Source organism: Paeniglutamicibacter psychrophenolicus, assembly GCF_017876575.1.
In the GTDB taxonomy this organism is placed as follows: Bacteria; Actinomycetota; Actinomycetes; order Actinomycetales; family Micrococcaceae; genus Paeniglutamicibacter; species Paeniglutamicibacter psychrophenolicus.
This window is the reverse complement of the sequence record NZ_JAGIOE010000001.1, coordinates 974476-997690: the sequence shown is the minus strand read 5'-3', so window position 1 is coordinate 997690 and position 23215 is coordinate 974476. Positions and strand designations below refer to the sequence as shown.

Here is a 23215-nt window from a genome sequence, read left to right as displayed (position 1 = left end):
ACCAATTGATCGTAGGCGCGATCGAGTGAGTTTGTCATCGTCGGCACGCCACAATCCCATTTCAACGCTGCTCAGCCACGTTCCATGAGCTGTCGGGCCGTTTTCTCGTAGACGTAGTCAACAATGCCACCGGAAACGATCAGGTCGCTTGCCTGGCCAATGCCTTTCACCGGTGCGAAGAACCATTCCTAATGGATCAAATATGTTCCCTCGCCCGTCAACCGGCTTGGTATCAAGCCGCACTTTGGAGAAGACACGATGTAGACGGTCCTCAAACGCAGACACCTTAAGGTTGTATGTTCCACAAGTGCCAACGAACTCAACCGGAGCCATCAGATAGGTTGGTTCCATTTCAGCATTAGTGAGCCGCTTTTCCGCTGGGCCACGGCTGAAGCCAATCTCGTACAGGTTCTCTCTGTTCGAGATTGGGGAATCATCATTGAGCGAACGCAAGACGTATACGTACCCGGCGGCCTCGTTATCGGTAAGGATCTCTGTAGGGCCCGCCTCTATAACTGCATGGCCATCCTGCTCAAGCTAACTGTCCAGGGCACGGAACGCCGAAAGAAACCCGATTCTATGCCGTTTTCAAAGATGGTCCGGGCTCATGGCTTGTACCGAGTTCGCACACCGGAGGTTAGCTGTGAATCTGTGATTTAAGCCACGAAGAGCATAACGCCTGAAACAATGAAGATTCCCCTTCTTGGATCGACTACTGTCCACCGGCTTCGACGAATCTCACGAGCTTTGACGTGCCAGCCTTTACCTCCCCATGCTTGTGCACTGCACATATAGGTGTCCATACTGCGCAAAGTCTTCGGACTTTACTCTCCTAGCCACTTCTTCCGATGGCACTCGGCGAGCACGTGCCGGTAAATCGGAAGTGTCCAGAAGTCACAAGCCTTCGTGTTTGAGCAAGCCGGAGTCGTCACTGGCGAGTATGTCGTCAAGCGAGGCGGGGGTCTCAGGGAATTCCATGAGTCCAAATGCATCAGAGCGGCGATCTTCTCTTCAACGGCGAGGACCCAGTCAAGTCGGTCCCCGAGCTTAGGCTCGGCAAGCTCCCGAGCCGTAGAACTGGGAATCCTGTCGTGGGTGCGACGGAACTCGATAATCTCAAGGAAGCTCCCTCCAGCCGGTCACTTGGCGTGATTTGCTTCGTCTTCTCGGGGGCATCCAGTAGCCCGTCCACGTTGGAGTCGATAAGCCACTGCATATCGCCTTCAAGCGCAGGGGCATCGCTGTTGGAGTTTTCAATTGCGAAATCGAGTACCTCCCGTATATCCCGGCCCACAACGCGACTAAAAGCCCCGGAGGCTCTCCCAGAAAGGGAGCAGGTCGACCGAGCCAACCTTGTGCCGACAATGGGCATCCGAGTCTCGGACTCGTTGAATGCGGCGTACCCGCTTGGGTCGATGCGATCAGCGAACTTGTGGCATGGAATGCCTGGGGGCTCCGCTGGATGCACGGGGAATGAGCGTCGGCATGGACTTGCGGATCTGCGGTTCCTTGCCGGGATTCACAATCAAGTCGATCGCGTTGCCCGCAATCTGGTCCAAGGGAACCCTCACAGATGACAGCGGAGTCGAAAGACGCGATGAGAGTGGGATGTCGTTGTACCCAACCAGAGCCAGTTCCTCCCCGACTTCGATGCCCAGGTGATGGGCAGCAGCGATGACGCCCATGGCCAGGTTGTCATTGGCGGCAAACACCGCGCTGGGACGCCTTCCAATGCCCCCTTCGAGGACTTCGTGCCCCGCCGAGAAACCATTTTCGATGCCGTAGCCGGCTGCCACCAACCATTCAGCAGGTGTCTCGATTGCGGCCTCGTCCAGGGCCCGCCGGGCCCCGGCCAGTCGCGCAATACCGGTGGAGGTAAAAGACGGGCCGGTCAGCACAGCGATGTCCCGGTGCCCCAGGTCAATGAGGTGGCGGACGGCAAGGTACCCGCCGACCTCATCGTCGCCGAGGGCCGAGGGGCTCACCCCGTCGGTGCGCAGCACCAAGGCATGGGCCACGTTGCGTTCCCGGAAATACCTTGGCAGCTCGTCATCCAGGCGAGCCGTCGCCAGGATCAGCCCATCAACGTTTCGGTCAAGCAGCGTTTCGGCAGCCCTGCGCTCATCCTCGGGGTCATCACCGCTGGTGGCCACCATTGCGAAATACCCGCGTGCCGCCGCAGCACGTTCGAGTGCCTCGAACATCAAGGCCATGACGGTATCGCTTAGGCGAGGCACGAGCACCCCGAGTGTCCGAGTGTCCCCGCGCCGCAGGTTCGAGGCAAACGAGTTTCGCCGGTACCCGAGCTCTTCCGCGACCTTGCGAACGTGGATCGCCGCAGCCGAGCCAGACGCGTTTCCTCGATCGTCAAGGGCACGGCTGGCGGTGGAGATGCTTACTCCACTGGCAGCTGCAACATCTTTCAGGGTGACTTGCGCGCCTGAAGCAGTTGGTTCCATGCGGATTCTCCTTTTCGCGAGTGCCTACACAGACACTCTATTTCGTTCTTGTTGGAAACTACCCCTTGACAGTGAGCCGCAGCACACCGCATGATTGAAAACGTTCCCGCAAACGTTTTCATCATAGCGGGATTTCGCCCACTACAACAGAGGAAGTTCTCATGAGCATCGATCTTCGTGGACTTGTTCCCGCACCCGTCACCCCGTTCAACCGCGACGGAAGCGTCGACGTCGACGCCATCCACCGCCTGGGCGGATGGCTTGCCAGCGTCGAGGGTGTCAAGGGCCTCGTTGTCCTCGGCCATGCCGGCGAAGGAACGTTCCTGACCCAGGACGAGCAGGCACTCGTGATTCGAGCGTTCCGCGAATCGGTCAACGACAGCCTCCCGATCATCGCCGGCATCACGGGCGAGGGAAACACCGTCGCCGCCTTGGAAGCCAAGCGTGCCGTGAATGCCGGTGCCTCCGCGGGCCTTGTCTACCCGTCCCACGGCTGGCTGCGCTTCGGTTACCAGAAGGGCGCACCCCAGACCCGCTACAAGGAAATCTACGAAACCAGCGGCCTGCCGTTGATTCTGTTCCAGTACCCGGATGCCACCAAGGCCACCTACGACTTGGAAACGCAGCTTGAGATCGCCGGCCAGGAAGGCGTGTTCGCCACCAAGAACGGCGTTCGCAACATGAAGCGCTGGGACACCGAGATCCCGGTGCTGCGCAAGACCTACCCGGACCTGCAGATCCTGACCTGCCACGACGAGTACCTGCTGCACACCATGTTCGACGTCGACGGTGCATTGGTCGGCTACGGCGGGCTCACGCCCGAGCCGCTTGTCGAGCTCATTGCCGCCGGCAAGGCCAAGGACTACGCGGCGGCCCGCGCGATCCACGACCGGCTGCTCCCGGTGACCAAGAACGTCTACCACCGCGGTTCGCACATGGAAGGAACCGTGGCGCTCAAGCAGGGCCTCGTCGCTCGCGGAATCCTCGAGCACGCGACGGTGCGCCCACCGCTGCTGCCGCTGGCCGAAGGCGCCGCCGAGGAGATTGCCGCAGCACTCGCCGCAGCACACCTTGGCACCGTGACGGTTCCCGCCTAACCAACCTGCCTGCGGGGTGGCAGCCAGGCCTGCCACCCCGCCCACAATCCCTGTACTCTCTCCACTTAGGTCAATGACGACCACCGATATGCTGCAGTAGAAGGAGGACTCGCACATGAGCGAGCCGCACAACACCGTCGCCTCCCCGCATGCCCACCACGGACGGACGGTTACACAAGAAGTCAGTAGCACCGCTCCGGGCAAGCGCCGGGGATTCCTCGGGTACCTCGCCCTCATGGGTCCCGCCTTCGTTGTCGGAGCATGGCAGTTCGGCCCCGGCAACCTCACGACTGCGGTGCAGGCGGGCAGCGGCCACGGCTACACCCTGCTCTGGGTCATCGCGGTTTCCACGACCCTGATGATCTTCTTCACCGACATGAGCGTCCGACTGGGCATCGCCACCCCCACGTCCCTGATCACCTCCATCAAGGATCATCTGGGCCCATCGGTCGGAGTCCTGGCAGGCATCGGTGTCTTTGGCATCACCCTCATGTTTTCCGTCGGCAACGCCGTCGGCTCCGGGCTCGGCCTTTCCATGGTCTTCGGGGGCTCCCCCGTCCTGTGGACCATCGTGTGCACCGCCGCCGTCGGTATCGTGCTGGCATTCCGCAATGTCTACGGAATCGTGGAAAAGGCGCTCCTGGTAATCGTCGTGCTGATGGGCATTGCCTTCATCGCCAGCGTCCTGGTTGCACAACCCGATTGGTACCGGGCCATGGAGGGAATGGTTCCACAACTTCCGGCCGGAAGCGAGATCCTCGTGGTAGCACTGGTCGGAACCAACTTTTCCATCAACGCCGCTTTCTACACCTCCTACGGCATCAAGGAACACCGCCGCACCCGTGCCGACTACCGCGACATCACCCTTGTTGACACGGTTCCAGGCATCGTCGCCCCGGGCATCATGACGGCGCTGGTCATCATGGTGGCAGCGGCCGTGCTCGGCAAGACCGGCGCCGAAGCCGGAACCATCAACGCACTCGCTGCGGTATTCGAGCCCCTGGCCGGCCCCGTCGGATCGCTGGTCTTCGCGCTCGGACTATCCGGAGCAGCCTTCTCCTCGATGATCGCCAATGCAACGGCCGGGGGCACCATGTTCTCGGATGCCCTCGGACGTGGGGCAAAGGCAGGGTCGCCCACCGCAAGAATCGTCACGGGAATCATCCTGGCCTTCGGATTGGCCATCACCCTTTCGTTCCAGGCTTCACCCGTCGGATTGATCGTTATCGCCCAGTCCCTGACGGTTCTGATAGCCCCGTTCCTTGGAGTCCTGATTGTCATCATGGCCAACAAGACCTCCATCATGGGGGACCTGCGCAACAAGTGGTGGCAGAACATGTTCGCCGCGATCGGGCTGATTGCCATCGTCGCGTCTTCCCTGCGGCTCATCACGGTGCTGCTCAAGTAACGACTCCCTGCAAGAGACAACGCGTGGTGGCTCCCTCTCGATCCGAGAGGGAGCCACCACGCGTTCAAGTTCCCCGGGCCGTCCCGGCATTTCGCCACGAGCCACTTCCGCTACGGGAACCGGCGAGCGCCTCGCGGCTCAGGTCCTCGTGAACCTTTCGATGTTAAGGACGCTGCAACCAAGGGTTCCCAACTTGCCCTGAATCCCGTGGATTAGTTCTCCCAGAACGGGTAGTCGGTGTACCCGGCGGCGCCCTCGGTGTAGAAGGTGGTCGCATCCGGCTCGTTTAGCGGCAGGCCCTCCTGCCAGCGGCGCACCAGGTCCGGGTTGGCGATCGCCGGGCGACCGACCACCACCGCATCTCCCCAGCCGTTGGCTGCAACCGCGGCGGCGTCGTCGTACGTGGTGACGGTCTGGAACCCGGTGTTCAGCAGGACCGGTCCGTTGAACCGCGAGCGCAGGTCCTGGACGAGTGCACCTGCGGGATCGGCGTGCAGGATGCTCAGCGCTGCCAGGCCCAAGGGGGCAATCCCGTCGATCAGGGCGGCATAGGTGGCGGCGACATCCACCGGATCACTCTCCACGGCACCTTGCACGTTGTGCTCGGGCGAAATGCGCAGGCCGGTGCGGCCCGCCCCGATGGCGTTTGCCACGGCGGTGACGACCTCGATGACGAAGCGCGCCCGGTTTTCCGGGGACCCACCATGGGCATCGGTTCGGGTGTTGGCACTGGGGGCCAGGAACTCGTGCAGCAGGTAGCCGTTGGCCCCGTGCAGTTCCACGCCGTCGAACCCCGCGGCGATCGCATTGCGGGATCCGTTCACGAACTCCTCAACGATGCCCGGAAGCTCATCGGTCCCCAGGGCGTGCGGGACGGGGTAGGCATGCTTGCCGGTGTAGGTCCGGGTGACCCCATCCACTGCGATGGCGCTCGGGGCCACGACGTGGCCCTGCCCGGTGGTCTCGGGGTGCGTGACCCGGCCGGCATGCATGACTTGGGCGACAATCAGCCCGCCCTCCGCGTGCACCGCGTCGGTGACGCGCTTCCATCCGGCGATCTGTTCCTGCGTGACAAGCCCCGGCTGGCGGACGAACCCCTGGCCGGTGAAGCTGGGGTAGACGCCCTCGGACACGATCAATCCCATCGAGGCGCGCTGGCGGTAGTACTCGACGACGTCGGCGTTCGGCACCCCGTCCACGCGGGAACGGGAGCGGGTCAGCGGCGCCATGACCAGTCGGTTGGGCAGTTCGAGGTCACCGAGGGTGAGCGGGGAAAACAGGTCCATGGGGCGGGGCTCCAGAGGTCGGGGGGTGGTTGCCTGGTGCAACCACTCCTGCGGCAACGCTATTCCTTCCCGGCCCCAGGGGTGAGGCGGAACACGGTTCTTCCGCCACGACCCTCGGCAGCCCGGCTTGGGTGTGGTTCACACCGCCCGTCCACCCGGGAAGCAGGTTGCCGGGCCAATCCCGGCCCGGTGGCACACCGGCGTCAGGAGCCTTGATGGTCCGCGGGCGGGTGTCCGGCGACGCAGAAAAGGTTGCCCTCCGGGTCGGCGAGCGTGGTCCATTGGACGTGCGGAACCTCGTCCAGGACATCCCACTTGTGCGTGGCCCCCAGACCGAGCAGGCGTTCGACTTCGGCCACCCGGGACCCCCAGGGGACGGTGAGGTCCCAGTGCGCCACCTGTCGCGCGGCTCGCGGCTCGCTTTCCGGTTGGAAGAACATTCCGAATCCACCCGGCCCGTTGGGCGGCAGGTAGACGCTGTCCCCGCCGGCCGATGGCTCGACACCTGTGACCGCGGCCCAGAACTTCGCCAAGTCGTTGGGGTTGGCTGCCTCAAGGTTGATGGCTTCAAGGGTGATCCGGTGGTAAGTCATGGGTGCAAGACCAACGGGTTCCCCTGGGCCAGGGACGGAAGGTTTGCGGGACCCGGCACCGGCGTTGCAGAGGGTGCCGACCGGCGAGCGCCGATGCAAGTTCCTTGGGTGGGCCAGGCACCATGCGCCGCTCGACCATGAGGTGCTTGGCGTCCGCTTCAACTTGGCCGGGCCGGTCTCGGTCTGTCCGCTTTTGTCTCGGGAACCTAAAATCAGGAATAGCGCAGTCGGAGTTGGCTGCTCGGCAGTGGCGGGCAGCGGCAGCACCGGGTGCTGGGATTTCGGGAAGGGATGCAGGCCATGGCCAGTGACCGGTTGCCCACGACCCGCCTGCGGCGAGCGCGCGGTTCGCTTGCAGCAGCGGCCCTGAGCGAGGAATCGGTGCTGCGGATGGCCCTCGACTACCTGGACCTGCAATATGCCGAGCTCCTCGCCCAGGAACCCCTGGTCCGTTCCGGGATCCCGGAGGCGGTCCACGAGATGCGCTCGGCCACGCGGCGGCTGCGCTCCGCCCTGGACATCTACGGGTGTCTCTTTGGCGCCGGGCCCCGCCAAGAACTTGGTCACGAGCTGAAATGGTTGGCCAGGGTGCTGGGACGTGAGCGGGACGCCGAGGTGATGCGCGAACGCCTCCAGGCCCGGCTCGGAGAACTTCCAGAGAAATGGCGGACCGCAGCTGCTTGCGAACCCATCGAGCACGCGATCGGTGCGGCCTGCGATGCCGGCCGCACCCAGGTCCTCCAAGCCCTGGTCTCCGCCCGCTACCGCCGGCTGCTGGATGACCTTGCACGCTTCCGCGGTCATCCCCCGGCCACGGGCCGGGCCTTTCGTCCCGCCAGTACCGATGCCGCCGGAATCGTCAACAACCAGGGCAGGATCGTGGACCGCGCCCACCGGGCCATGCTGCGAACCCGGCCCGGGCACGCCCGCGACCTTTCGCTGCACCGGCTGCGCAAGGACACCAAGCAGCTGCTGCACGCCGCCGAATCCGTCGCTGGGATCCACCCGAAACACGCACCGGCTCTCGCCCGAACGGCCCACCGGCTGCAAAGGATCCTGGGCAACCACCACGACAGCGTGATGACCCGCGAGTTCCTGGATTCCCTCACCGCCGACCCCGCCCTGCCCGAAGAGGTTCGGTACGCCTGCGAGCGCATTCGGGAGCTGGAGGAAGAACTCGCAGATTCCGCTGCGCGGCAGTACTCCAGAGCCCGGCGGAAGTCACAAGCGCTACGGCTGCGACGCTGAGGGCCGTGCGGCCGGGCATTGGCGGACCGGGCGAGGACCGATCCCGGTGGAAGCCCGCCATCTTCCACCCCGTAAGGAAGTATCGGGACCAACATTTCCACACACGAATTGGTTGTTGGGAATGGAGGCGGCCGGGCATGCTCACCAGCCGCTTGGAAGCGTTCAGCGATGGCGTCATGGCCATCATCATCACGATCATGGTCCTGGATCTGTATGTTCCAGAGGGCCACGGCCTGGCCGCACTCACCCCGGCCGTCGGGTCCGGCCTGCTGAGCTACGTACTGAGCTTCGTGTACATCGGAATCCAGTTGTCGTCGAAATCGTTGTTCTTCTCCTCGTCCTCGTCCCAGGGCGGCAAGCCCGGCACGATCGAGACGATCCAACAGACCTGGAACGCCCGGGTGATCCGGTGTGCGTCAAGATTCCCTCGTGCCGTTTCCGCCGCAAGGGAATCTTGACGCCTCGAAGGTTTTCCCTAGCCGGCCGGCGGGAAAAGCATGGTTCCGGCTACTGCCACACCCAAGATGATCAGGGTGGAAAGCGCGGCGAGGACCAGCGAACGACTGCCCGAACGCATCAGGCCGCGAATGTGTACGCCAAGGCCCAGGCCAAACATTGCTGCGGCAAGCAGGAAGGTCTGGGCAAGTTTTGCGAATTCGAGCATTGGTTCGGGAATGATGCCGGTGGTGCGCAGCAGCATCATCGCAATGAAGCCAACCACGAAGAGCGGGACAATTGGGGGGTTCTTGGCGCCTTCGACCGCATGCTTCTTGTTCATGTACATGCTGACGCCGGCAATCATCGGGGCCAAGGTCACCACCCGGGCAAGCTTCACCGTCACCGCAACCGCCAGGGCACTCGAGCCAACGGCACCACCGGCCGCAACAACCTGGGCCACTTCATGGGTCGATGCGCCGATCAACATGCCGATCGCTGATTCATCCATGCCCAGCAAGGCGCCAAGCGCCGGGACAATCGGGATCATCAAGGTGCCAAAGAGCACCACGAGGCCAATGGCGGTTGCCACCTGGTCCTGCTTGGCCTTGGTGGCGCCTTCGGTCGCGGCGACCGCTGCGGCACCACAGATCGAGAATCCCGCGGCAATCAACAGCCGCTGCGACAGGTCCATGCCCAACCAACCGCCAATGAGCATCGTTGCCCCGAATGTCACGCCAACACAGAGGACCACCACCAGCAGAACGCCTGGACCCAGCGCCAGGATCTGCGAGAGTGCAAGCTGCAGCCCCAACAGGACGATGCCTGTGCGCAACAGCTTCTTGGAAGAGAACGTCACTCCGGGCATGATCATTTCCGGGACCGGAAGCAGGTTCCGCCAAATGGCCCCGAGCAAGATCGCGATCAGCAATGCGCTCATGCCTGGCATCAGCTTGGCCAGCCCCATGGCAATAACACCGCCGACGACGCACGCCAGGAGGCCAGGCAGCATGCCCCGGAATTTCGGGCCAGTGCCGGTGCGCGGGCCCGAAGCCAACCCTGCTGAGGCCGGTATGGCCAGGGGCGGCTCGGTGAAAGTGTCATTTTTGCTCATACATATGACGTTTTCATGTTCCCGGTCCCACGGGTAGGCATCATCTGACCATGACCGGCATATGCTGTTGATATGGACACCCTCCCAATACGCATCCAAGGCATTGAACATTGGATTCAGATGTCTTCCCTTGCCTTGCTGGTCGGGATTGCGGATCACGGAAGCTTGAGTGCGGGTGCCCGCTCGGTGGGGATGGCCCAATCAAACGCAACGCGTGCCATCAAAACCCTTGAACGACGGCTGGGGTACGAACTCCTGGCCCGTTCAACCACGGGGTCCAAACTCACCCCGGAAGGCAAACTCACCGTTGTATGGGCACGCGATTCGTTGCAGAGCCTGAACACGCTGTGGACCGGTGCCCAGGCGCTTGCAGCTCCGGAGGATCGAGAATTTACTTTTGCCGCGAGCATGACGGTTGCCGAGCACCTGGCTCCCTTGTGGATAGGCAAATTGCACGAGGCGGATTCCCACATCAAGACCAAAATGCGGGTCATGAATTCGCAGGAAGTCATTGCCGCGGTCCAAGGCAGAGACATCGAGCTCGGCTTCGTTGAGACCCCGGATATCCCGGCAGCGCTCTCATCCCGCATTGTCTGGACCGATGACTTGGTTCTCATTGCCCCGAAATCGCATCCGTGGGCTCAACGGTCGGCTCCGGTCACGCTGTCTGAAATTGCGAGCACGGCCTTGGTGGAACGTGAAGCAGGGTCGGGTACACGAGCGTTCCTTGATGACAGTATCCAGGGGGCACGAGCGGTTCCGCTCGTTGAGTTCAACAGCAATTCAGCAATCTGCCAGGCGGTCTCGGCAGGCATGGGCCCGGCAATTCTGAGCCGGATGGCTGTAGAAAGTTTGCTGCGAATGGGAAACTTTGCGCTGGTTCCCCTCCAGAGCGGGAACCTGAAGCGAAACCTACATTCAATCTGGCGTGGAACAGAACCCGCGCATGGGCCCGCGGCACTTTTGCTGGAGATCTGCGCGCAGGCACGTGCTGCCATATAGATCCCGCCGAGGCATGGAGCAGGTCGTGTGTCCTCGCACGAGATTCATGGGCTGCACCTTGCACCAACGTCCTTTGAGCGGTGCCCCGTGGAGTGGGGCAACATGGACTTGCTACCTGGGGATTCCCGCCTGGCCCCGGAAGTGGGGCGGAACACAGGGGCCACACGGCCGGACTACTCGGTCGCGTATTCGGGCGGAAGTTGCCCCGCGGCTGCGGCCGCACGCGCACCCTGGATCCCGCCAATGAGCTGGGCCAGGGATTCACGGGTCATGGGCGAGCCCGGGAAGTTCACCAGGCGCCCAATGGGCAGCGACCCGAGCATGGTGGCCATCATCGAAGCCGTTTCGCCGTCCTCGTCGCTGCCGCCACCGGTGATCCCGCCCAGTGCCTCGCCGGCGACTTGGGCCATGATGGCGCCGCCGATCGGATCGGCGAGCAGTTCGCCCAGCGTGGTTTCCTCGTTGATCTCCAGCTGGACGTTGTCCCCCGGCAGTTCCAGGTTCCCCGCCAAGCGCACATCACGGCTCGAGGCACCGACTGCCACCTCGTAGCTGCCCGGTTCCACGGTCCAACCGTCGACCCGGGTGTCCCAGTAGGCGAGTTCGGAGCGCCCGGCCAACAGCTCCACCTCGGTCTCCTGGCCCGCCTGCATTTCAATGCAGGTGAAGGCGGCCAGCGAGCGCGGTGCCCGGGCCACGGCGGAACCCGGCAGCCCCAAGTAGAGCTGGACGATTTCACGTCCCGCCACGGCACCGGTGTTGCGTAGCTTCACGGTGGCGCGAAGGCCATCATCCCGGGCCTGGATCTCCAGCTCCGAGTACTCGAAGTCGGTGTAGCCCAGCCCGTGGCCGAAGGGGTAGCGCACGGTTGCCTTGCGGGCGTCGTACCAGCGGTAGCCCACGAAGATGCCTTCGCCGTAGCGCACGTGTCCATGTTCGCCGGGGAAATCCAGGGCAGCGGGAGTGTCCTCGAGGCGCAGCGGAATGGTTTCGGCCAGGCGACCGGAGGGGTTGACCTTTCCGGTGAGAACATCGGCGAGCGCCCCGCCGCCGGCCTGTCCGCCGAGCCATGCGGCCAGGATCGCCGGGACGTCGTCCGCGAACGGCAGCTCGACCACGCCGCCGCCCACCAGGGCCACCACGACGTTGGGGTTTGCCGCACGGACCTGCCCCAGTAGTTCCAGTTGGGAGGCTGGAAGTTCCAGGGTGGTGCGGTCGAAGCCCTCGGATTCGACGCTGCCGGGCAGCCCGGCCATGAAGATGACGGTGTCCGCCTTTCCTGCCGCGGCAACGGCCGCGGCGGCGAGTTCCGCGTTGGCGACCGCGTCTGCCACGAGCGTGTAGCCGGGGGCGAAGTCGACGGGGCCGGATGAGTGGAGCGAGCGGATTTCGTCGAGGAAGGTTTCCACGCGGGTCGGGTTCACCTGGGAGGAACCGGCACCCTGGTAGCGCGGGGATCGGGCAAATTCGCCAATGACGGCAAGGCTTGTTCCGGCGCGGACCGGCAGCACCTTGCCCTCGTTCTTCAGCAGCACGATTCCCTTGCCCGCGGCCTCGCGGGCCAGGGCGTGGTTGGCGTCCAGGTCCGACGGTCCCGTGGCGGGCTGCGTCTTGGCCGCCAGGTCGATCAGGCGACCGACGCTTTCATCCAGCACCGCTTCGTCCAGTTCACCGGATTCGATGGCTGCGGTGATATGCGGAATGCTGTTGCCGGGGTTGCCCGGCATTTCGAGGTCGAGTCCGGCTTCCAGTGAGCGCACCCGATCGGTGACGGCTCCCCAGTCGGAGACCACAACGCCGTCGAAGCCCCAGTCCTTGCGCAGCACGTCGGTGAGCAGCCAGCGGTTTTCCGCGGCGGTGACGCCGTTGATGCGGTTGTAGGAGCACATCACGGTCCACGGGCCGGCGGTGCGCACCACGCGCTCGAAGGCGCGCAGGTAGATTTCGCGCAGCGGGCGCGGGTCCACGTCGGCCGAGACGCGCATGCGGTCGGCTTCCTGGTTGTTGGCGGCAAAGTGCTTGACCGAGGCACCCACGCCCCTGGACTGCAGTCCGTCCACCAGGGCCGAACCCAGCACGCCGGAGACCAGCGGGTCCTCGGAGAGGTATTCGAAGTTGCGTCCGCACAACGGGGAACGCTTGATGTTGATGCCGGGGCCAAGAACCACCGCCACACCCTGGGCGCGGGCCTCTGCGCCGATTGCCGCGCCGACCCGCTCCAGCAGTGAAACGTCAAATGTCGATCCCAGCGTCACGGCCGGAGGGAAGCAGGTGGCGGGGACCGAAGCCGCGAGTCCCAGGTGGTCGGTGTCCCCCGTCTGCAGGCGCAGCCCGTGGGGCCCGTCGGTGAGGATCAGCGACGGGACTTGCGCGGGGGCCAGTGCGGAGGTGCTCCAGAAATCGCGGCCGGTTGTCAGCGAAGCCTTTTCCTGGATTGTCAGCTCGGTGGGGATCTTTTCGCTCATTGCCGCCCTCTTCGTCTGTTCAGCCGTCTTCCAGGCCAGTCTTCGAATACCGTATAGCAGTAGGGATTTTGCCACAAGCATCGGATATCGTGGAAATCAACGACATTGACAGCACTGGTGTCGCCGATCTCCAACCGAGCCGGGAGCCAACATGCCAGTCACGCCAGACACCGGACACGCGACCCGGGTCATTGATACGCCGCTGGGCAGTCTCCGCGGCGCCAACAGGCCGCTGGCCGACGGACGATTCGCCACCTCATTCCTGGGCATTCCCTTTGCCCAGGCCCCGGTGGGTGATCTCCGCTTCGCCGCGCCGGTTCCCGTCGGCCCGTGGGAGGGCATCTTCGATGCGCTCGCCTTTGGCCCGACCCCGCAGCGCGGGGACCCCGGGGTCACGCTGATCCCCGAACCCAGCGTCCCAGGCGACTCCACGCTCAACCTCAACGTCACCACCCCGGCGGCCGGCGACACCGATGCCCATCTTCCGGTGCTGGTCTGGATCCACGGCGGCGGGTTCTTTGCCGGATGCCCCGCCAGCCCTTGGTACAACAGCACCGGCTTTGCCCGCGACGGGGTCGTCACCGTGGTGATCTCCTACCGCCTGGGCTTTGACGGGTTCGGCCACATCCCCGGGGTCCCGGAGAACCGCGGGGTGCGCGACTGGTTGTGCGCGCTTGAGTGGGTGCGCGACAACATTGCCTCCTTCGGCGGGGACCCGTCGAGGGTCACCATTGCCGGGCAGTCCGCCGGCGGAGGGGCGGTGCTCACGCTGCTGGGCATGCCCGCCGCGCACGGGCTCTTCCACGGGGCCATCTCGCTGTCCGGCGCGCTGGCCGATGTCGGCCTGCCACGGGCCAAGGAGCTGACCGAGTCCATTGCCAAGGGAGCCGGGGTCAGTGCCGACCGCACCGGTTTTGCCTCGGTGCCCGAGGAAAGGATCATCGAGCTGCAGCAGAAGAACACCAGCCTCACGGCCAAGGGCGCCCTGCAGAAGATGCTCGACGAGGGCCTGGCCCTGGGCCCGGTCGTGGACGGGGAGTTGATCCCGCACCCCACCACCGAGGCGCTTGCCGCAGGCGTCGGCGCGGACATCCCGCTGTGGCTTTCATCCGCGGATGACGAGTTCGCGATGGCCTTTACCAAGGCCGCGAAGGTGCTGCGTTTCCTGCCCGCTTCCCGGATGATCACCAAGATGGGTGGCACCAAGGATTCCCGCAAGGTCTGGATGGCCGACAACGCCGAGACCAGGGCGCTGGGCACCGCGGCGGTGATGGGCCGTTTCCTCACCGTCCGGATGTTCCGCGTGGCCCTGGCCGAGCTCGCCGACCTGCGTTCCGGCACCCCCACCTGGGTCTCGCGCTTCTCCTGGCGCTCCCCGGTGTTCAACGCCGCGGTGCATTGCCTGGATGTGCCGTTCTTCTTTGACTGCCTGGGCTCGGAAAAGGTCGAGCCGCTGGCCGGCCCGGTGCCCCCGCAGGAACTGGCCGACACCGTGCATGCCTCGGCGCTGGCCTTCATCAAGGTCGGCGACCCCGGGTGGGGAACCTATGGCCTCGCCACCAAGCAGACCCGCGTCTTCGACTCATTCACCCGCACCGTCACCGACGGCTACGCCAGCGTGCGCTCTCTGCGCAGCGACGCGGTGCTTTAGCGCTGGAATCGACAATGGCCGGTGGGCCGCACCTGTTGGGGTGCGGCCCACCGGCCATCGTTGGCTGTGCTGCCGGGTGGTTAGCCGAGCTCCAGGTGGCGGGCCAGGATGCCGGCCACCAGTGCCGCACGGTCCGGCACGTCTGCCAGCACGATGTGTTCGTGGCGGGCGTGCGGTCCGCCGCCGGTGGCGCCCAGGCCGTCGAGTACCGGCAGGCCGAGTGCCGCAATGAAGTTTGCATCGCTGCCGCCGCCCACGCTGATGCCTTCAAGGGGTTCGCGCAGCTCGGCCGACACCGAGTGCGCCATCTCCCACAGCGGGCGGCTGACGGACGTGAACTGCATCGGCGGGCGGTTCCAGCCGCCGGTGATCTCGATTTCAATGCGCGGGTCGCTGGCCTCCAGCGAGGCGAAGAGCTCGGCCACGCGGTCGGCCTCGGCGGCGGTGGAGGCCCGCACGTCCGCCACGCAGTGCGCGGCCCCGGCGACCACGTTGCGGGTGGTGCCGCCACCGATGACGCCGACGTTGATGGTGGTGCCGGCCTCATGGTCCTGTCCGGCGACGAGTTCGGGGATCAGCTCGGCCATCGCGTGGATGGCGCTGGCCCCGCCCAGCGGGTCGTTTCCGGCGTGGGATTCGATGCCCGAGATGTTCACGGTGAACGCGCCCACTCCCTTGCGTTCGGTCTTCACATCCCAGCCCACGCCGGGTTCCAGCACCAGGGTGGACAGGGCCGCGGTCGCGGCCCGTTCGATGACCGGGCGGGAGACCGGGCTGCCGATTTCCTCATCCCCGTTGAAGATGAAGCGCACCGGCGGATGCGGGGTGCCGGATGCACGCAGCGCGCGCAGCGCCCACACCGCGGTGACCAGCCCGGCCTTCATGTCGTAGGCCCCGGGCCCGGTGGCGGTGCCGTCGGCGCGAATGGTGAAGGGCCATTCGGCCAGGGTCCCGGCAGGCCACACGGTGTCGTAGTGGCCCACCAGCAGCACGCCGGCGGTGTCCGGGTCCCCGTAGCTCATATCGATGGCGTCCCCGTATCCGGCAAGCTTGTGGCGAACCAGGGCGTCGGGTTCCCCGAGGCGCTCGCGCATCCACGCAACGATGGCCCCGGCAGCGGTGTCCAGCAGCGCCAGGTCCCGGCTGGGGGTCTCAAGACCCACGAGCATGGCGATGTCTTCGACCATTTCCTTGGCGTGGGCCTTCGTCCAGTCGTGGATCTGGGTCATGGTTGCTGCTGCGGTAATCACTTTTGCTCTTTCACTGGTGTTGCCTTGATGATCGAAGATGCCGGCCCGGGTGCGCCGTGGCCAAGCGGCCTAGCGAACCGGGGCGCCGGGGCCCAGCGGGATGCCCAGGGCGTACCAGCCCAGGAACATCATGATCCAGACCGCGAGGTTGACCAGGGTCAGCGGCAGCACCAGGGACATCAGCGTGCCGATGCCCGCCGAGGGCCGCACGCGGCGGATGAATTCCAGGGCGATCACGAAGTACGGGCTCATCGGGGTGAGCGAGTTGGTCGGCGCATCGGCGATGCGGAAGAGTGCCTGGCTGGTTTCCGGGTAGATGTCCAGCAGCATGAACATCGGGACCAGCACCGGGCCGACCAGCGACCACATGGCAATGCCGCTGGTGAGCAGCAGGTTCATGATGCTGATGAGCAGGATCGCGCCGACGAAGATCAGCATGACCGGTGCGTCCACCGAGCCCAGGAAGTTTGCCCCGTTGATGGCCACCAGCTGTCCCACGTTGCTCCACTTGAAGTAGCCCAGGAACTGCGAAACCGCGAAGAAGAGCACGATGACCGGCACCAGGTCGCGGACGCCCTGGCCCATCAGGTCCGGTACGTCGCGGGCGGATTTGATGGTTCCCACGGTCTTTCCGTAGGCGATGCCGACGGTGGCGAAAAACAGCATCAGGAACACCGCGACATTGTCGATCAGCGGGGAATCAACGATCGAGCCGCCCTCGCCGCGCAGCGGCGAAGCCTGCGGCACCACGGCAAGCACCAGCAGGGCCATGAAGATGGCCGCGGCGATTCCCGCCTTGCGCACGGCCTTGCGCTCGATGGCGGAAAGCTTCATGTCGGGAATGCCGGTGGGGTCCACCAGGTCCGGGAGGATCTTGTTCATGGCCTCGACGCGCTTGGACACCACGAGTTCGGTCACAATCGTGATGGAAACGGCGAGCACGAGCGAGGACACCACGCCGAAGAAGTAGTTTGATACCGGCGACACCACGTAGTTTGGATCAATGGTGTGGGCCGCTGCGCTGGTCAAGCCTGCGTAAACGGCGTCAGATCCCTCGATGATCGGGCTGACGGAGCCCGCGCCGCCGACCGCCACGTAGGCGACAATGGCACCGATGACCGGGCTTCGGCCCACCGACCTGAAAGCGATCATGCCCAGCGGGATCATGACAATGAATGCAGCATCGGAGGCGATGTGGGCAAACATGGAGGCTAGTGCGACGGTGAAGGTGACCATCTTGGCCGGCACGCGGGCCAGCATCGAGCGCATCAGCGCGGTCAGCAGCCCGCCCTTGTCGGCGATGGAGACACCGAGCATGACCACCAGGATCAGGCCCAGCGGCGGGAAGGTGATGAAGTTCTTGATGAGGTCGCCCATCATCAAGTCCAGGCCTTCGGCGGAGAGCAGGTTGCGCACCACAATGGTTTCCCCGGTGGCCGGGGAAACGGCCGAGACATTCAATGCCGACAGCAATGCGCTGACCAACACCAGCACCACGCTCAGGCCCACGAACAGCCAGAATGGATGGGGCAGCTTGTTGCCCACCCGCTCCACGACGTCCATGAACTTCAACATTGAACCAATACCGCGACGGGACTCCTTCGTCTTCGTCTCCGCTTCCATCACCACAAGCCAATCCAATCAATAGTTTCAACCAACAACACCACAGATTGTGGTGATTGTTGTCACGAGAGGCAACTATAGTGGTGAAATATCCCAAGGAGGAAATCTTGGTCCATGAACTCGACGATGCCGACCTCGATCTGGTCGCCGCACTGCAGCTTGCCCCGCGGGCTCCGATCAACATGATTGCCGAGGTCATCGGCGTTAAGCCGACCACCGCGAGCCGCCGGCTGGCCAACCTGCAGGAGCGCGGGGTGCTGCGCGTGATCGCCTCGGCCCGCTGGACTGTTTTGACCAGTGGGAATCCCTACGTGGTGTGGATCAAGTGCACCCCCGGACGCACCCGGGCGGTGGCCGATGCCCTGCGTGAGGTCCCGGAGGTCCAATCGATCATGCTCACCACGGGCATCACCGATCTGTACTGCACGATCTACCCACTGCCAGGCACCGACATCAACGACCTGCTGACTGTGCGGCTGCCGCTGATCGAGGGGGTCGATTCCCTGCGCTCGGACCTGGTGTTGCGCGCAGCCAGCGAGGGCTTTGGCTGGAGGCTGCACCGACTGGATGCCGAAGCTACCGCCAAGCTCACAGCGCTGGCCGACTACGACCCGGCATCCGGCACCGCAGGCGCCCCGGTCCCCGAGCTGGGCGCCGCGGAACTCGACGCGCTGGGCATGCTGCTCGATGACGGGCGGGTTTCCTCGGCGAAGGTGGCCCGGGAGCTGGGGATCAGCACCTCGAGCGCCTACCGCGTGGTGCAGTCGCTGCTGGAATCCGGGACGGCACGGCCCCGGGCGGAGATCGAACCCGCGCTGCTGGGCTACCCGATCACAGCGTTGATCACCCTGCAGATCCAGCCGCGCCACATCCCCGAGGCCCTGGCCCACCTCAGCTCCCACGCCTCGGCCCGCTACACCGTCATGACCGCCGGGCCCGCCTCGGTGTTCTACCACGGGGTGTTCCGCGACGAGGAGGAGCTTGCCGACTTCACCACCGGCGACCTCGGTGACCTGCCCGGGGTGGTGGGCATGAACATGTCCATGGTGCTGCGGGTGCTGCGCCGCCAATGGATCGACCGGGGCGAAGGGTTTGTGCTGGGAGCCCGGCGCACCGAGCTCCTCCCGCGCCCGGCCACCGCTGCGAGCTGAGCCGAACCCGCCCCGCAGCTCCCATGCGCGGGATCTCCGGCGCCGATTTCCAAGCAAGGGCACCCCCGCCCCGCGGCAGGGGTGCCCTTGGCTTTCCCGCGCTGCGGGGCACTGGGCCTTGGTGCGGCAGCGCCGCCGGCACGGCGCGCTGGCAACGGTCGGGCACTCTCCGTCAACATCGATGTCATCACCGTTGACTTAAATGGCGTGTGAGCCTAGTCTCGCTAATGGGAGGCTTGCCTGCCCCGACACGACGCCAACCCCAGATCGGAGCCATCCCGCGATGGAGCTGCACCACCTCACGGCCACCAAGGCACGCGAACTTTTTGATTCCAAGGAGCTCTCGCCCGTCGAGCTGCTTGATGCAGTCGTGGCACGCACCGCCGCGGTGGAACCCGCCATCAATGCGCTGACCGAACAAATGCTCGAGCTCGCCTACGACGCGGCCCGCGCCTCGCAGGAACGCTTCGCCACCAATGGCGCAACGCTCGGCGCGCTCGAGGGCATCCCGCTGCTGCTCAAGGAAGAGCAGCCCATCGCCGGGTACACCGCCGAGGAAGGCTCGCTGCTTGCCAAGGGAAACATCGCCGAGGCAACCCACCCGATCGTCGAGCGCATCTTTGCCGCCGGCGCCGTGGTGCACGGCCGCACCACCACCCCGGAATTCTGCTGCGCCGGATACACCCACTCCAAGCTCTGGGGCGTGACCCGCAACCCCTGGAACCTGGAGATGACCCCGGGAGGCTCCTCCGGCGGCTCCGGCGCGGCACTGGCGGCCGGCGAAACCATCCTGGCCACGGGCTCTGACATCGGCGGTTCCATCCGCATCCCGGCTTCCTTCAACGGCCTGGTCGGCTTCAAGCCTCCCTTCGGCCGGGTGCCGGGCATGGCCCCGTTCAACCAGGACACCTATTGCGCCGACGGCCCCATGGGCCGCTCAGTCGCCGACGTTGCGATGCTGCAGAACGTCATCGCCGGGCCGCACCACACCGACCAGGCCTCGGTCCGCCCCGCCTACGTGCTTGGCATTCCCAAGGCCGAGGCCGCCCAGGGCATGCGCGTGGCCTTGTGCGTGAACCTGGGCGACTACGCCATCGAACCGGCCGTCGAGGCCAACACCCGCGCCGCGGCCGAGGCCCTGCGCAATGCAGGTGTCACCGTTGACGAGGTCACCTTGCCGTGGACCCGCAAGCAGCTGGTTGCCACAGCCTGGGCGCACTTCGGCGGCATCATGGGCGCTTTCATCTCCGAGATTTCCCGCGGGCAGCAGAAACTGCTCATGCCGTACACGCGCAGCTTTGCCAAGCACGCTGCCGAAGCAGGCTCCTTCGCCGAGGGCTTGGTCTCCGAGGCCGAGCTCTACGCCCCGCTGGGCAAGCTGCTCGAAAGCTACGACGCGCTGCTCTGCCCCACCAATGCGGCCCAGGGCCTGGCCGCCGACTTCGCCGATCCGGAAGGCACCATCGAAATCAACGGACAGCAGGTTTCCTGGCTTGAATCGGCACTGACCCTGCCGTTCAACGTGGTTGGCCGCGTCCCGGTCCTCGCGGTGCCCTCGGGCATCGCGCCGAACGGTGTTCCCACCGGCGTGCAGATCGTCGGACGCACCTACGACGATGCAACTGTCTTCACCCTGGGTCAGGCTCTCGAGGAATCCCTGGGCCTGTGGAACAAGGCCTCCTGGTGGCCGCAGGTGAACGCCGCGGCAAAGGTCTAGGCAGCGCGCTCTCCTGAAACAGGCGATGGTTCTTCCGGCGCAATTTGTGCCGGAAGAACCCTCGCCGTCTGTTCCTGCCCGACTGGTGCACATCGCACGAAAGCGCAGGCCAGAAGAGGGGTCGGATAGAGTGGGCCCCACTCACTCGCCTTGGGGCCCGGGCCAATCTTGCCAGCCATGTTTTGCCCCCAGGCCCAAACCCCTTCTGGAATGGAACGCCCCTAACATGTCGCTGCCCGAAAACAATATCGCCCCTGAACCCAAGCCATTGGTCGACACCTTGAAGGAGCAGCGAAACGCGGCACCCGGAACGGGTACCCGCGCCATCAAGATGTTTGATGCAGATGCGTACCGTGCCATCGTCTGGATCCTTGTGGCCGCGATTGCCGTCATCGTCTGGTTCTCAACGCCGGCGGTGTCCGATCCGGGAGCGGGAAAAATAGGAATGACCTCGGCCAAGGTCATCAAGGCCGGAAACGATGCCAACACCCAGGGAGCTCCCCAGCAGCAGGTTGTCAACGGATGGTACGTTGCCGACGCGTTGCCGGTGATCTCCGATCAAATTGCGGGTGTGCACACCGCGGTCGCCAACAATCGCTTCCCGGCCCTCGCATTGGTCTTCGGGCTGGGGTTCTGCATCGACGTTGTGGGCCGCTCGTTCGGCGCCATCCGCAACCGGCGAGTCGCCGCTGAATCCCGCGTGGAGGGCACCGCCCTCACCATCTAGTCGGCTCCGCTCCCCCACGGCTCCCGAGCCGGTTCGAAGTTCGGAATCGCACGGTTCAGGCAGCCTTGCAAGAATTCAAGGCCAACAAGGCGGTGGTCCCGGGAAAGTCCCCGGGACCACCGCCTTGTTGCCAATCAACAGCGTTCCTATTCGACCGCGACCAGGTACATCTTGCGCAGCGGCTCGTGCAGCGTCCAGCTGGTATGCATGCCCGCCGAGAGGTGGCACACGGTGCCAGGCAGCAGGCGCAGCTCGGCCGCGTCGAAGCCGTTCTTCGCATGGATCTGCACGGTCGCGGATCCGCTGAGCACCACGAAAAGCTCCTCGGCTTCCACGTCGTTCATGGCCCCGGCACTCATTTCCCACAACCCGAATTCGACGCCGAATATCTCCCCCAGGCGCTTGGCCGCGGTGCTCGGCTCGCCGCCAAGCACCTGGATGGCGGGGACCGGGTCGTGCTCGAGCAACACTGCCGCTGCGTTGACGGTGCGTCGCTGGCGCTTCTTCAGGGAAGCCGATTCCGGGACGATGGCCCCGCTCACGAGTCGAACCCCATGCCCACGGCGTCCATGGCCTTGAGGAACAGGCCGCGCTCGCCCTCGCGGTGGTCCGCGCGGGCCATGGCAGCTGTCATCATCTTGACCCCGAGCCAGGCCGCCGGCTCCGGCGGGAAGGGCAGCGGCTTCTTCTTGACCATTTCCAGCTCGGTCAGCTCGGTGCTCTTGCCCTCGAGCAGATCCAGCATGACCTTGGCACCGAAGCGGCTGGCGCCCACGCCCAGGCCGGTGAACCCGGCGCAGGAGGCGACCTTGCCCTTGTAGGCCAGATCGAAGAAGGAGAAGAAGCGGCTGCAGGAGTCGATGGCCCCGCCCCAGGCGTGCGAGAACTTCAGTTCCTGCAGCTCGGGGAAGGTGGCAAAGAAGTGCGCGGCAAGCTTGGTGTAGGTCGGCTCGCTGTCGTAGTACTCGTGGCTGACCTTGCCGCCGAAACGGTAGATGGCATCCCAGCCGCCGTAGAGGATGCGGAAGCCCCCGTTTTCGTCAATGATCGGGCGCGAGTAGTGGAAACGGTTGTTCAAATCCACCAGGCCGTGCAGGGTGTCCCAGCCGATGGCTTCCCGCTGCGCCTCGGTCAACGGCTCGGTGACCAGCACGTAGTCGTAGACCGGGACGGTCATCAGCGCGTTGCGCTTGAGCAGTGAAGGGAAGACGTTGGTGGCCAACGCGACGCGTGCCGCGTTCACGGCACCGCCCGCGGTGTTCGCCGTGATCCGCCCGCCGACTTCCTCGAGCCCGGTGACCTTGGACTGTTCAAAGACCTTCACGCCGAGCTTTTCGCAGGCCTCGAACAGTCCCCAGGCCAGCTTGGCCGGGTTGACCAGCACGGTGTCTTCCTTGGACCAGGCCCCGGAGAAGAAGGCGTCGGACTTGACCAGCTCGGCGGTCTGCGCGCGGTCCAGGTACACGACGTCCTCGCCGTTGGCTTCCTCGCGCAGCCAGGCATCCTGGTGCGGCTCGGTGGCCACCGCCAGGGCGCCCTCGCGGACCAGGTCGCAGTCGATGCCGTGGCGTTCGATGCTCTCGATCAGCTCGGCGAGGTTCTCGTTGCCCAGCTCGGTCAGCCGTGCGTTTTCCTTGGGCAGGTGGGCCTCGCCGTTGGATTCACCGTGCACCAGGGAGGCTTCGCAGAACCCGCCGTTGCGCCCGGAGGCCTCGGATCCGATCCAGCCGGCCTCCAGCAGCACCACCGAGGTCTCGGGGTTGCGTTCCTTGGCCTGCAACGCGGTCCACAGCCCGGTGTAGCCGCCGCCGACGACCAGCAGGTCGGCCTCGAGCGAGGCACGCAGCGGCTCGCGCACGCCCGGACGCAACGGGGAATCGAGCCAGTACACCGCGCGCTTGGTCTCGCGCAGGGACGCGGCGCAGAGCGCCGGGTCGATGGTTTTTTCGGCATTCTCAAAGAATGTCGGCTTTGGTGCAGTCATGTCTC

The 23215-nt window shown here is 65.0% G+C and carries 19 protein-coding genes; 9 read left to right on the top strand and 10 right to left on the bottom strand.

Translation table 11 applies throughout. The features are described from left to right. Positions 1–117: 117 nt before the first annotated feature. Positions 118–492 (bottom strand): GIY-YIG nuclease family protein, encoded by a 375-nt coding sequence (locus JOF46_RS22935; protein WP_483428555.1) that lies wholly within the window; start codon positions 490–492, stop codon positions 118–120. Between the two features lie 929 nt (positions 493–1421). Continuing rightward, complete coding sequence (locus JOF46_RS04355; protein ID WP_209906196.1) at positions 1422–2459, bottom strand: LacI family DNA-binding transcriptional regulator; 1038 nt, start codon at positions 2457–2459, stop codon at positions 1422–1424. A 161-nt stretch (positions 2460–2620) separates the two neighbouring features. Between JOF46_RS04355 and JOF46_RS04350 the strand changes: the two genes are divergently transcribed. Continuing rightward, complete coding sequence (locus JOF46_RS04350) at positions 2621–3556, top strand: dihydrodipicolinate synthase family protein (protein ID WP_209906195.1); 936 nt, start codon at positions 2621–2623, stop codon at positions 3554–3556. A 115-nt stretch (positions 3557–3671) separates the two neighbouring features. Beyond that, positions 3672–4964: an Nramp family divalent metal transporter gene (locus JOF46_RS04345; protein WP_209906194.1), complete on the top strand. Its 1293-nt coding sequence runs from the start codon at positions 3672–3674 to the stop codon at positions 4962–4964. A 212-nt stretch (positions 4965–5176) separates the two neighbouring features. On the opposite strand, the gene JOF46_RS04340 is transcribed toward JOF46_RS04345, so the two are convergent. Together JOF46_RS04340 and JOF46_RS04335 are read right to left on the bottom strand one after the other, a co-directional pair. Then, positions 5177–6250, bottom strand: coding sequence for an alkene reductase (locus JOF46_RS04340; protein WP_209906193.1), 1074 nt, complete (start codon positions 6248–6250; stop codon positions 5177–5179). A 203-nt stretch (positions 6251–6453) separates the two neighbouring features. Further along, on the bottom strand, positions 6454–6843 hold the full coding sequence (locus JOF46_RS04335) for a VOC family protein (RefSeq protein WP_209906192.1): 390 nt from the start codon (positions 6841–6843) through the stop codon (positions 6454–6456). A gap of 300 nt (positions 6844–7143) precedes the next feature. On the opposite strand from JOF46_RS04335, the gene JOF46_RS04330 reads away from it, so the two are divergent. Then, a complete protein-coding gene (locus JOF46_RS04330) occupies positions 7144–8091 on the top strand; it encodes a CHAD domain-containing protein (RefSeq protein ID WP_209906191.1) in 948 nt (315 codons plus the stop codon). Between the two features lie 137 nt (positions 8092–8228). Then, positions 8229–8549, top strand: a complete 321-nt coding sequence (locus JOF46_RS04325) for a TMEM175 family protein (protein ID WP_209906190.1) — start codon at positions 8229–8231, stop codon at positions 8547–8549. Between the two features lie 17 nt (positions 8550–8566). On the opposite strand, the gene JOF46_RS04320 is transcribed toward JOF46_RS04325, so the two are convergent. Further along, positions 8567–9841 (bottom strand): YeiH family protein, encoded by a 1275-nt coding sequence (locus JOF46_RS04320; RefSeq protein WP_245348002.1) that lies wholly within the window; start codon positions 9839–9841, stop codon positions 8567–8569. On the opposite strand from JOF46_RS04320, the gene JOF46_RS04315 reads away from it, so the two are divergent. Continuing rightward, positions 9761–10642: a LysR family transcriptional regulator gene (locus JOF46_RS04315; protein ID WP_245348001.1), complete on the top strand. Its 882-nt coding sequence runs from the start codon at positions 9761–9763 to the stop codon at positions 10640–10642. The two genes, JOF46_RS04320 and JOF46_RS04315, sit on opposite strands and share 81 nt — an antisense overlap. Before the next feature lie 173 nt (positions 10643–10815). Here JOF46_RS04315 and JOF46_RS04310 read toward each other — a convergent pair whose 3' ends face one another. Further along, positions 10816–13107, bottom strand: a complete 2292-nt coding sequence (locus JOF46_RS04310) for a beta-glucosidase (RefSeq protein WP_209906188.1) — start codon at positions 13105–13107, stop codon at positions 10816–10818. 151 nt (positions 13108–13258) lie between these two features. Between JOF46_RS04310 and JOF46_RS04305 the strand changes: the two genes are divergently transcribed. Then, positions 13259–14758: a carboxylesterase/lipase family protein gene (locus JOF46_RS04305; RefSeq protein ID WP_209906187.1), complete on the top strand. Its 1500-nt coding sequence runs from the start codon at positions 13259–13261 to the stop codon at positions 14756–14758. 80 nt (positions 14759–14838) lie between these two features. Here the strand turns inward: JOF46_RS04305 and JOF46_RS04300 are convergent, their stop codons facing one another. Continuing rightward, positions 14839–16008 (bottom strand): M20 family metallopeptidase, encoded by a 1170-nt coding sequence (locus JOF46_RS04300; protein WP_342592354.1) that lies wholly within the window; start codon positions 16006–16008, stop codon positions 14839–14841. A 69-nt stretch (positions 16009–16077) separates the two neighbouring features. Beyond that, positions 16078–17583 (bottom strand): AbgT family transporter, encoded by a 1506-nt coding sequence (locus tag JOF46_RS04295; protein WP_209906186.1) that lies wholly within the window; start codon positions 17581–17583, stop codon positions 16078–16080. Positions 17584–17738: 155 nt separating this feature from the next. Between JOF46_RS04295 and JOF46_RS04290 the strand changes: the two genes are divergently transcribed. The 3 genes from JOF46_RS04290 to JOF46_RS04280 all read left to right on the top strand — a co-directional run bounded on the left by JOF46_RS04290 (position 17739) and on the right by JOF46_RS04280 (position 21226). After that, a complete protein-coding gene (locus JOF46_RS04290; protein WP_209906185.1) occupies positions 17739–18782 on the top strand; it encodes an Lrp/AsnC family transcriptional regulator in 1044 nt (347 codons plus the stop codon). A 283-nt stretch (positions 18783–19065) separates the two neighbouring features. Next, positions 19066–20499: an amidase gene (locus JOF46_RS04285; protein WP_209906184.1), complete on the top strand. Its 1434-nt coding sequence runs from the start codon at positions 19066–19068 to the stop codon at positions 20497–20499. 226 nt (positions 20500–20725) lie between these two features. After that, on the top strand, positions 20726–21226 hold the full coding sequence (locus tag JOF46_RS04280; protein WP_209906183.1) for a hypothetical protein: 501 nt from the start codon (positions 20726–20728) through the stop codon (positions 21224–21226). A 146-nt stretch (positions 21227–21372) separates the two neighbouring features. Here the strand turns inward: JOF46_RS04280 and JOF46_RS22675 are convergent, their stop codons facing one another. Both JOF46_RS22675 and JOF46_RS04270 read right to left on the bottom strand, forming a co-directional pair. After that, positions 21373–21768 (bottom strand): cupin domain-containing protein, encoded by a 396-nt coding sequence (locus JOF46_RS22675; RefSeq protein ID WP_209906182.1) that lies wholly within the window; start codon positions 21766–21768, stop codon positions 21373–21375. Then, on the bottom strand, positions 21765–23210 hold the full coding sequence (locus JOF46_RS04270; protein ID WP_209906181.1) for an NAD(P)/FAD-dependent oxidoreductase: 1446 nt from the start codon (positions 23208–23210) through the stop codon (positions 21765–21767). The genes JOF46_RS22675 and JOF46_RS04270 overlap by 4 nt, the downstream gene beginning before the upstream one ends. Positions 23211–23215: the final 5 nt, after the last annotated feature.

Bases quoted from the DNA above. Each gene is read 5' to 3' on its own strand.
- JOF46_RS04335 (WP_209906192.1), bottom strand. From the start codon at position 6,843: ATGACTTACCACCGGATCACCCTTGAAGCCATCAACCTTGAGGCAGCC.
- JOF46_RS04305 (WP_209906187.1), top strand. From the start codon at position 13,259: ATGCCAGTCACGCCAGACACCGGACACGCGACCCGGGTCATTGATACG.
- JOF46_RS04280 (WP_209906183.1), top strand. From the start codon at position 20,726: ATGTCGCTGCCCGAAAACAATATCGCCCCTGAACCCAAGCCATTGGTC.
- JOF46_RS04325 (WP_209906190.1), top strand. From the start codon at position 8,229: ATGCTCACCAGCCGCTTGGAAGCGTTCAGCGATGGCGTCATGGCCATC.
- JOF46_RS04285 (WP_209906184.1), top strand. From the start codon at position 19,066: ATGGAGCTGCACCACCTCACGGCCACCAAGGCACGCGAACTTTTTGAT.
- JOF46_RS04295 (WP_209906186.1), bottom strand. From the start codon at position 17,583: ATGTTGAAGTTCATGGACGTCGTGGAGCGGGTGGGCAACAAGCTGCCC.
- JOF46_RS04355 (WP_209906196.1), bottom strand. From the start codon at position 2,459: ATGGAACCAACTGCTTCAGGCGCGCAAGTCACCCTGAAAGATGTTGCA.
- JOF46_RS04340 (WP_209906193.1), bottom strand. From the start codon at position 6,250: ATGGACCTGTTTTCCCCGCTCACCCTCGGTGACCTCGAACTGCCCAAC.
- JOF46_RS04345 (WP_209906194.1), top strand. From the start codon at position 3,672: ATGAGCGAGCCGCACAACACCGTCGCCTCCCCGCATGCCCACCACGGA.
- JOF46_RS04330 (WP_209906191.1), top strand. From the start codon at position 7,144: ATGGCCAGTGACCGGTTGCCCACGACCCGCCTGCGGCGAGCGCGCGGT.
- JOF46_RS04270 (WP_209906181.1), bottom strand. From the start codon at position 23,210: ATGACTGCACCAAAGCCGACATTCTTTGAGAATGCCGAAAAAACCATC.
- JOF46_RS04310 (WP_209906188.1), bottom strand. From the start codon at position 13,107: ATGAGCGAAAAGATCCCCACCGAGCTGACAATCCAGGAAAAGGCTTCG.
- JOF46_RS04315 (WP_245348001.1), top strand. From the start codon at position 9,761: ATGTCTTCCCTTGCCTTGCTGGTCGGGATTGCGGATCACGGAAGCTTG.
- JOF46_RS04350 (WP_209906195.1), top strand. From the start codon at position 2,621: ATGAGCATCGATCTTCGTGGACTTGTTCCCGCACCCGTCACCCCGTTC.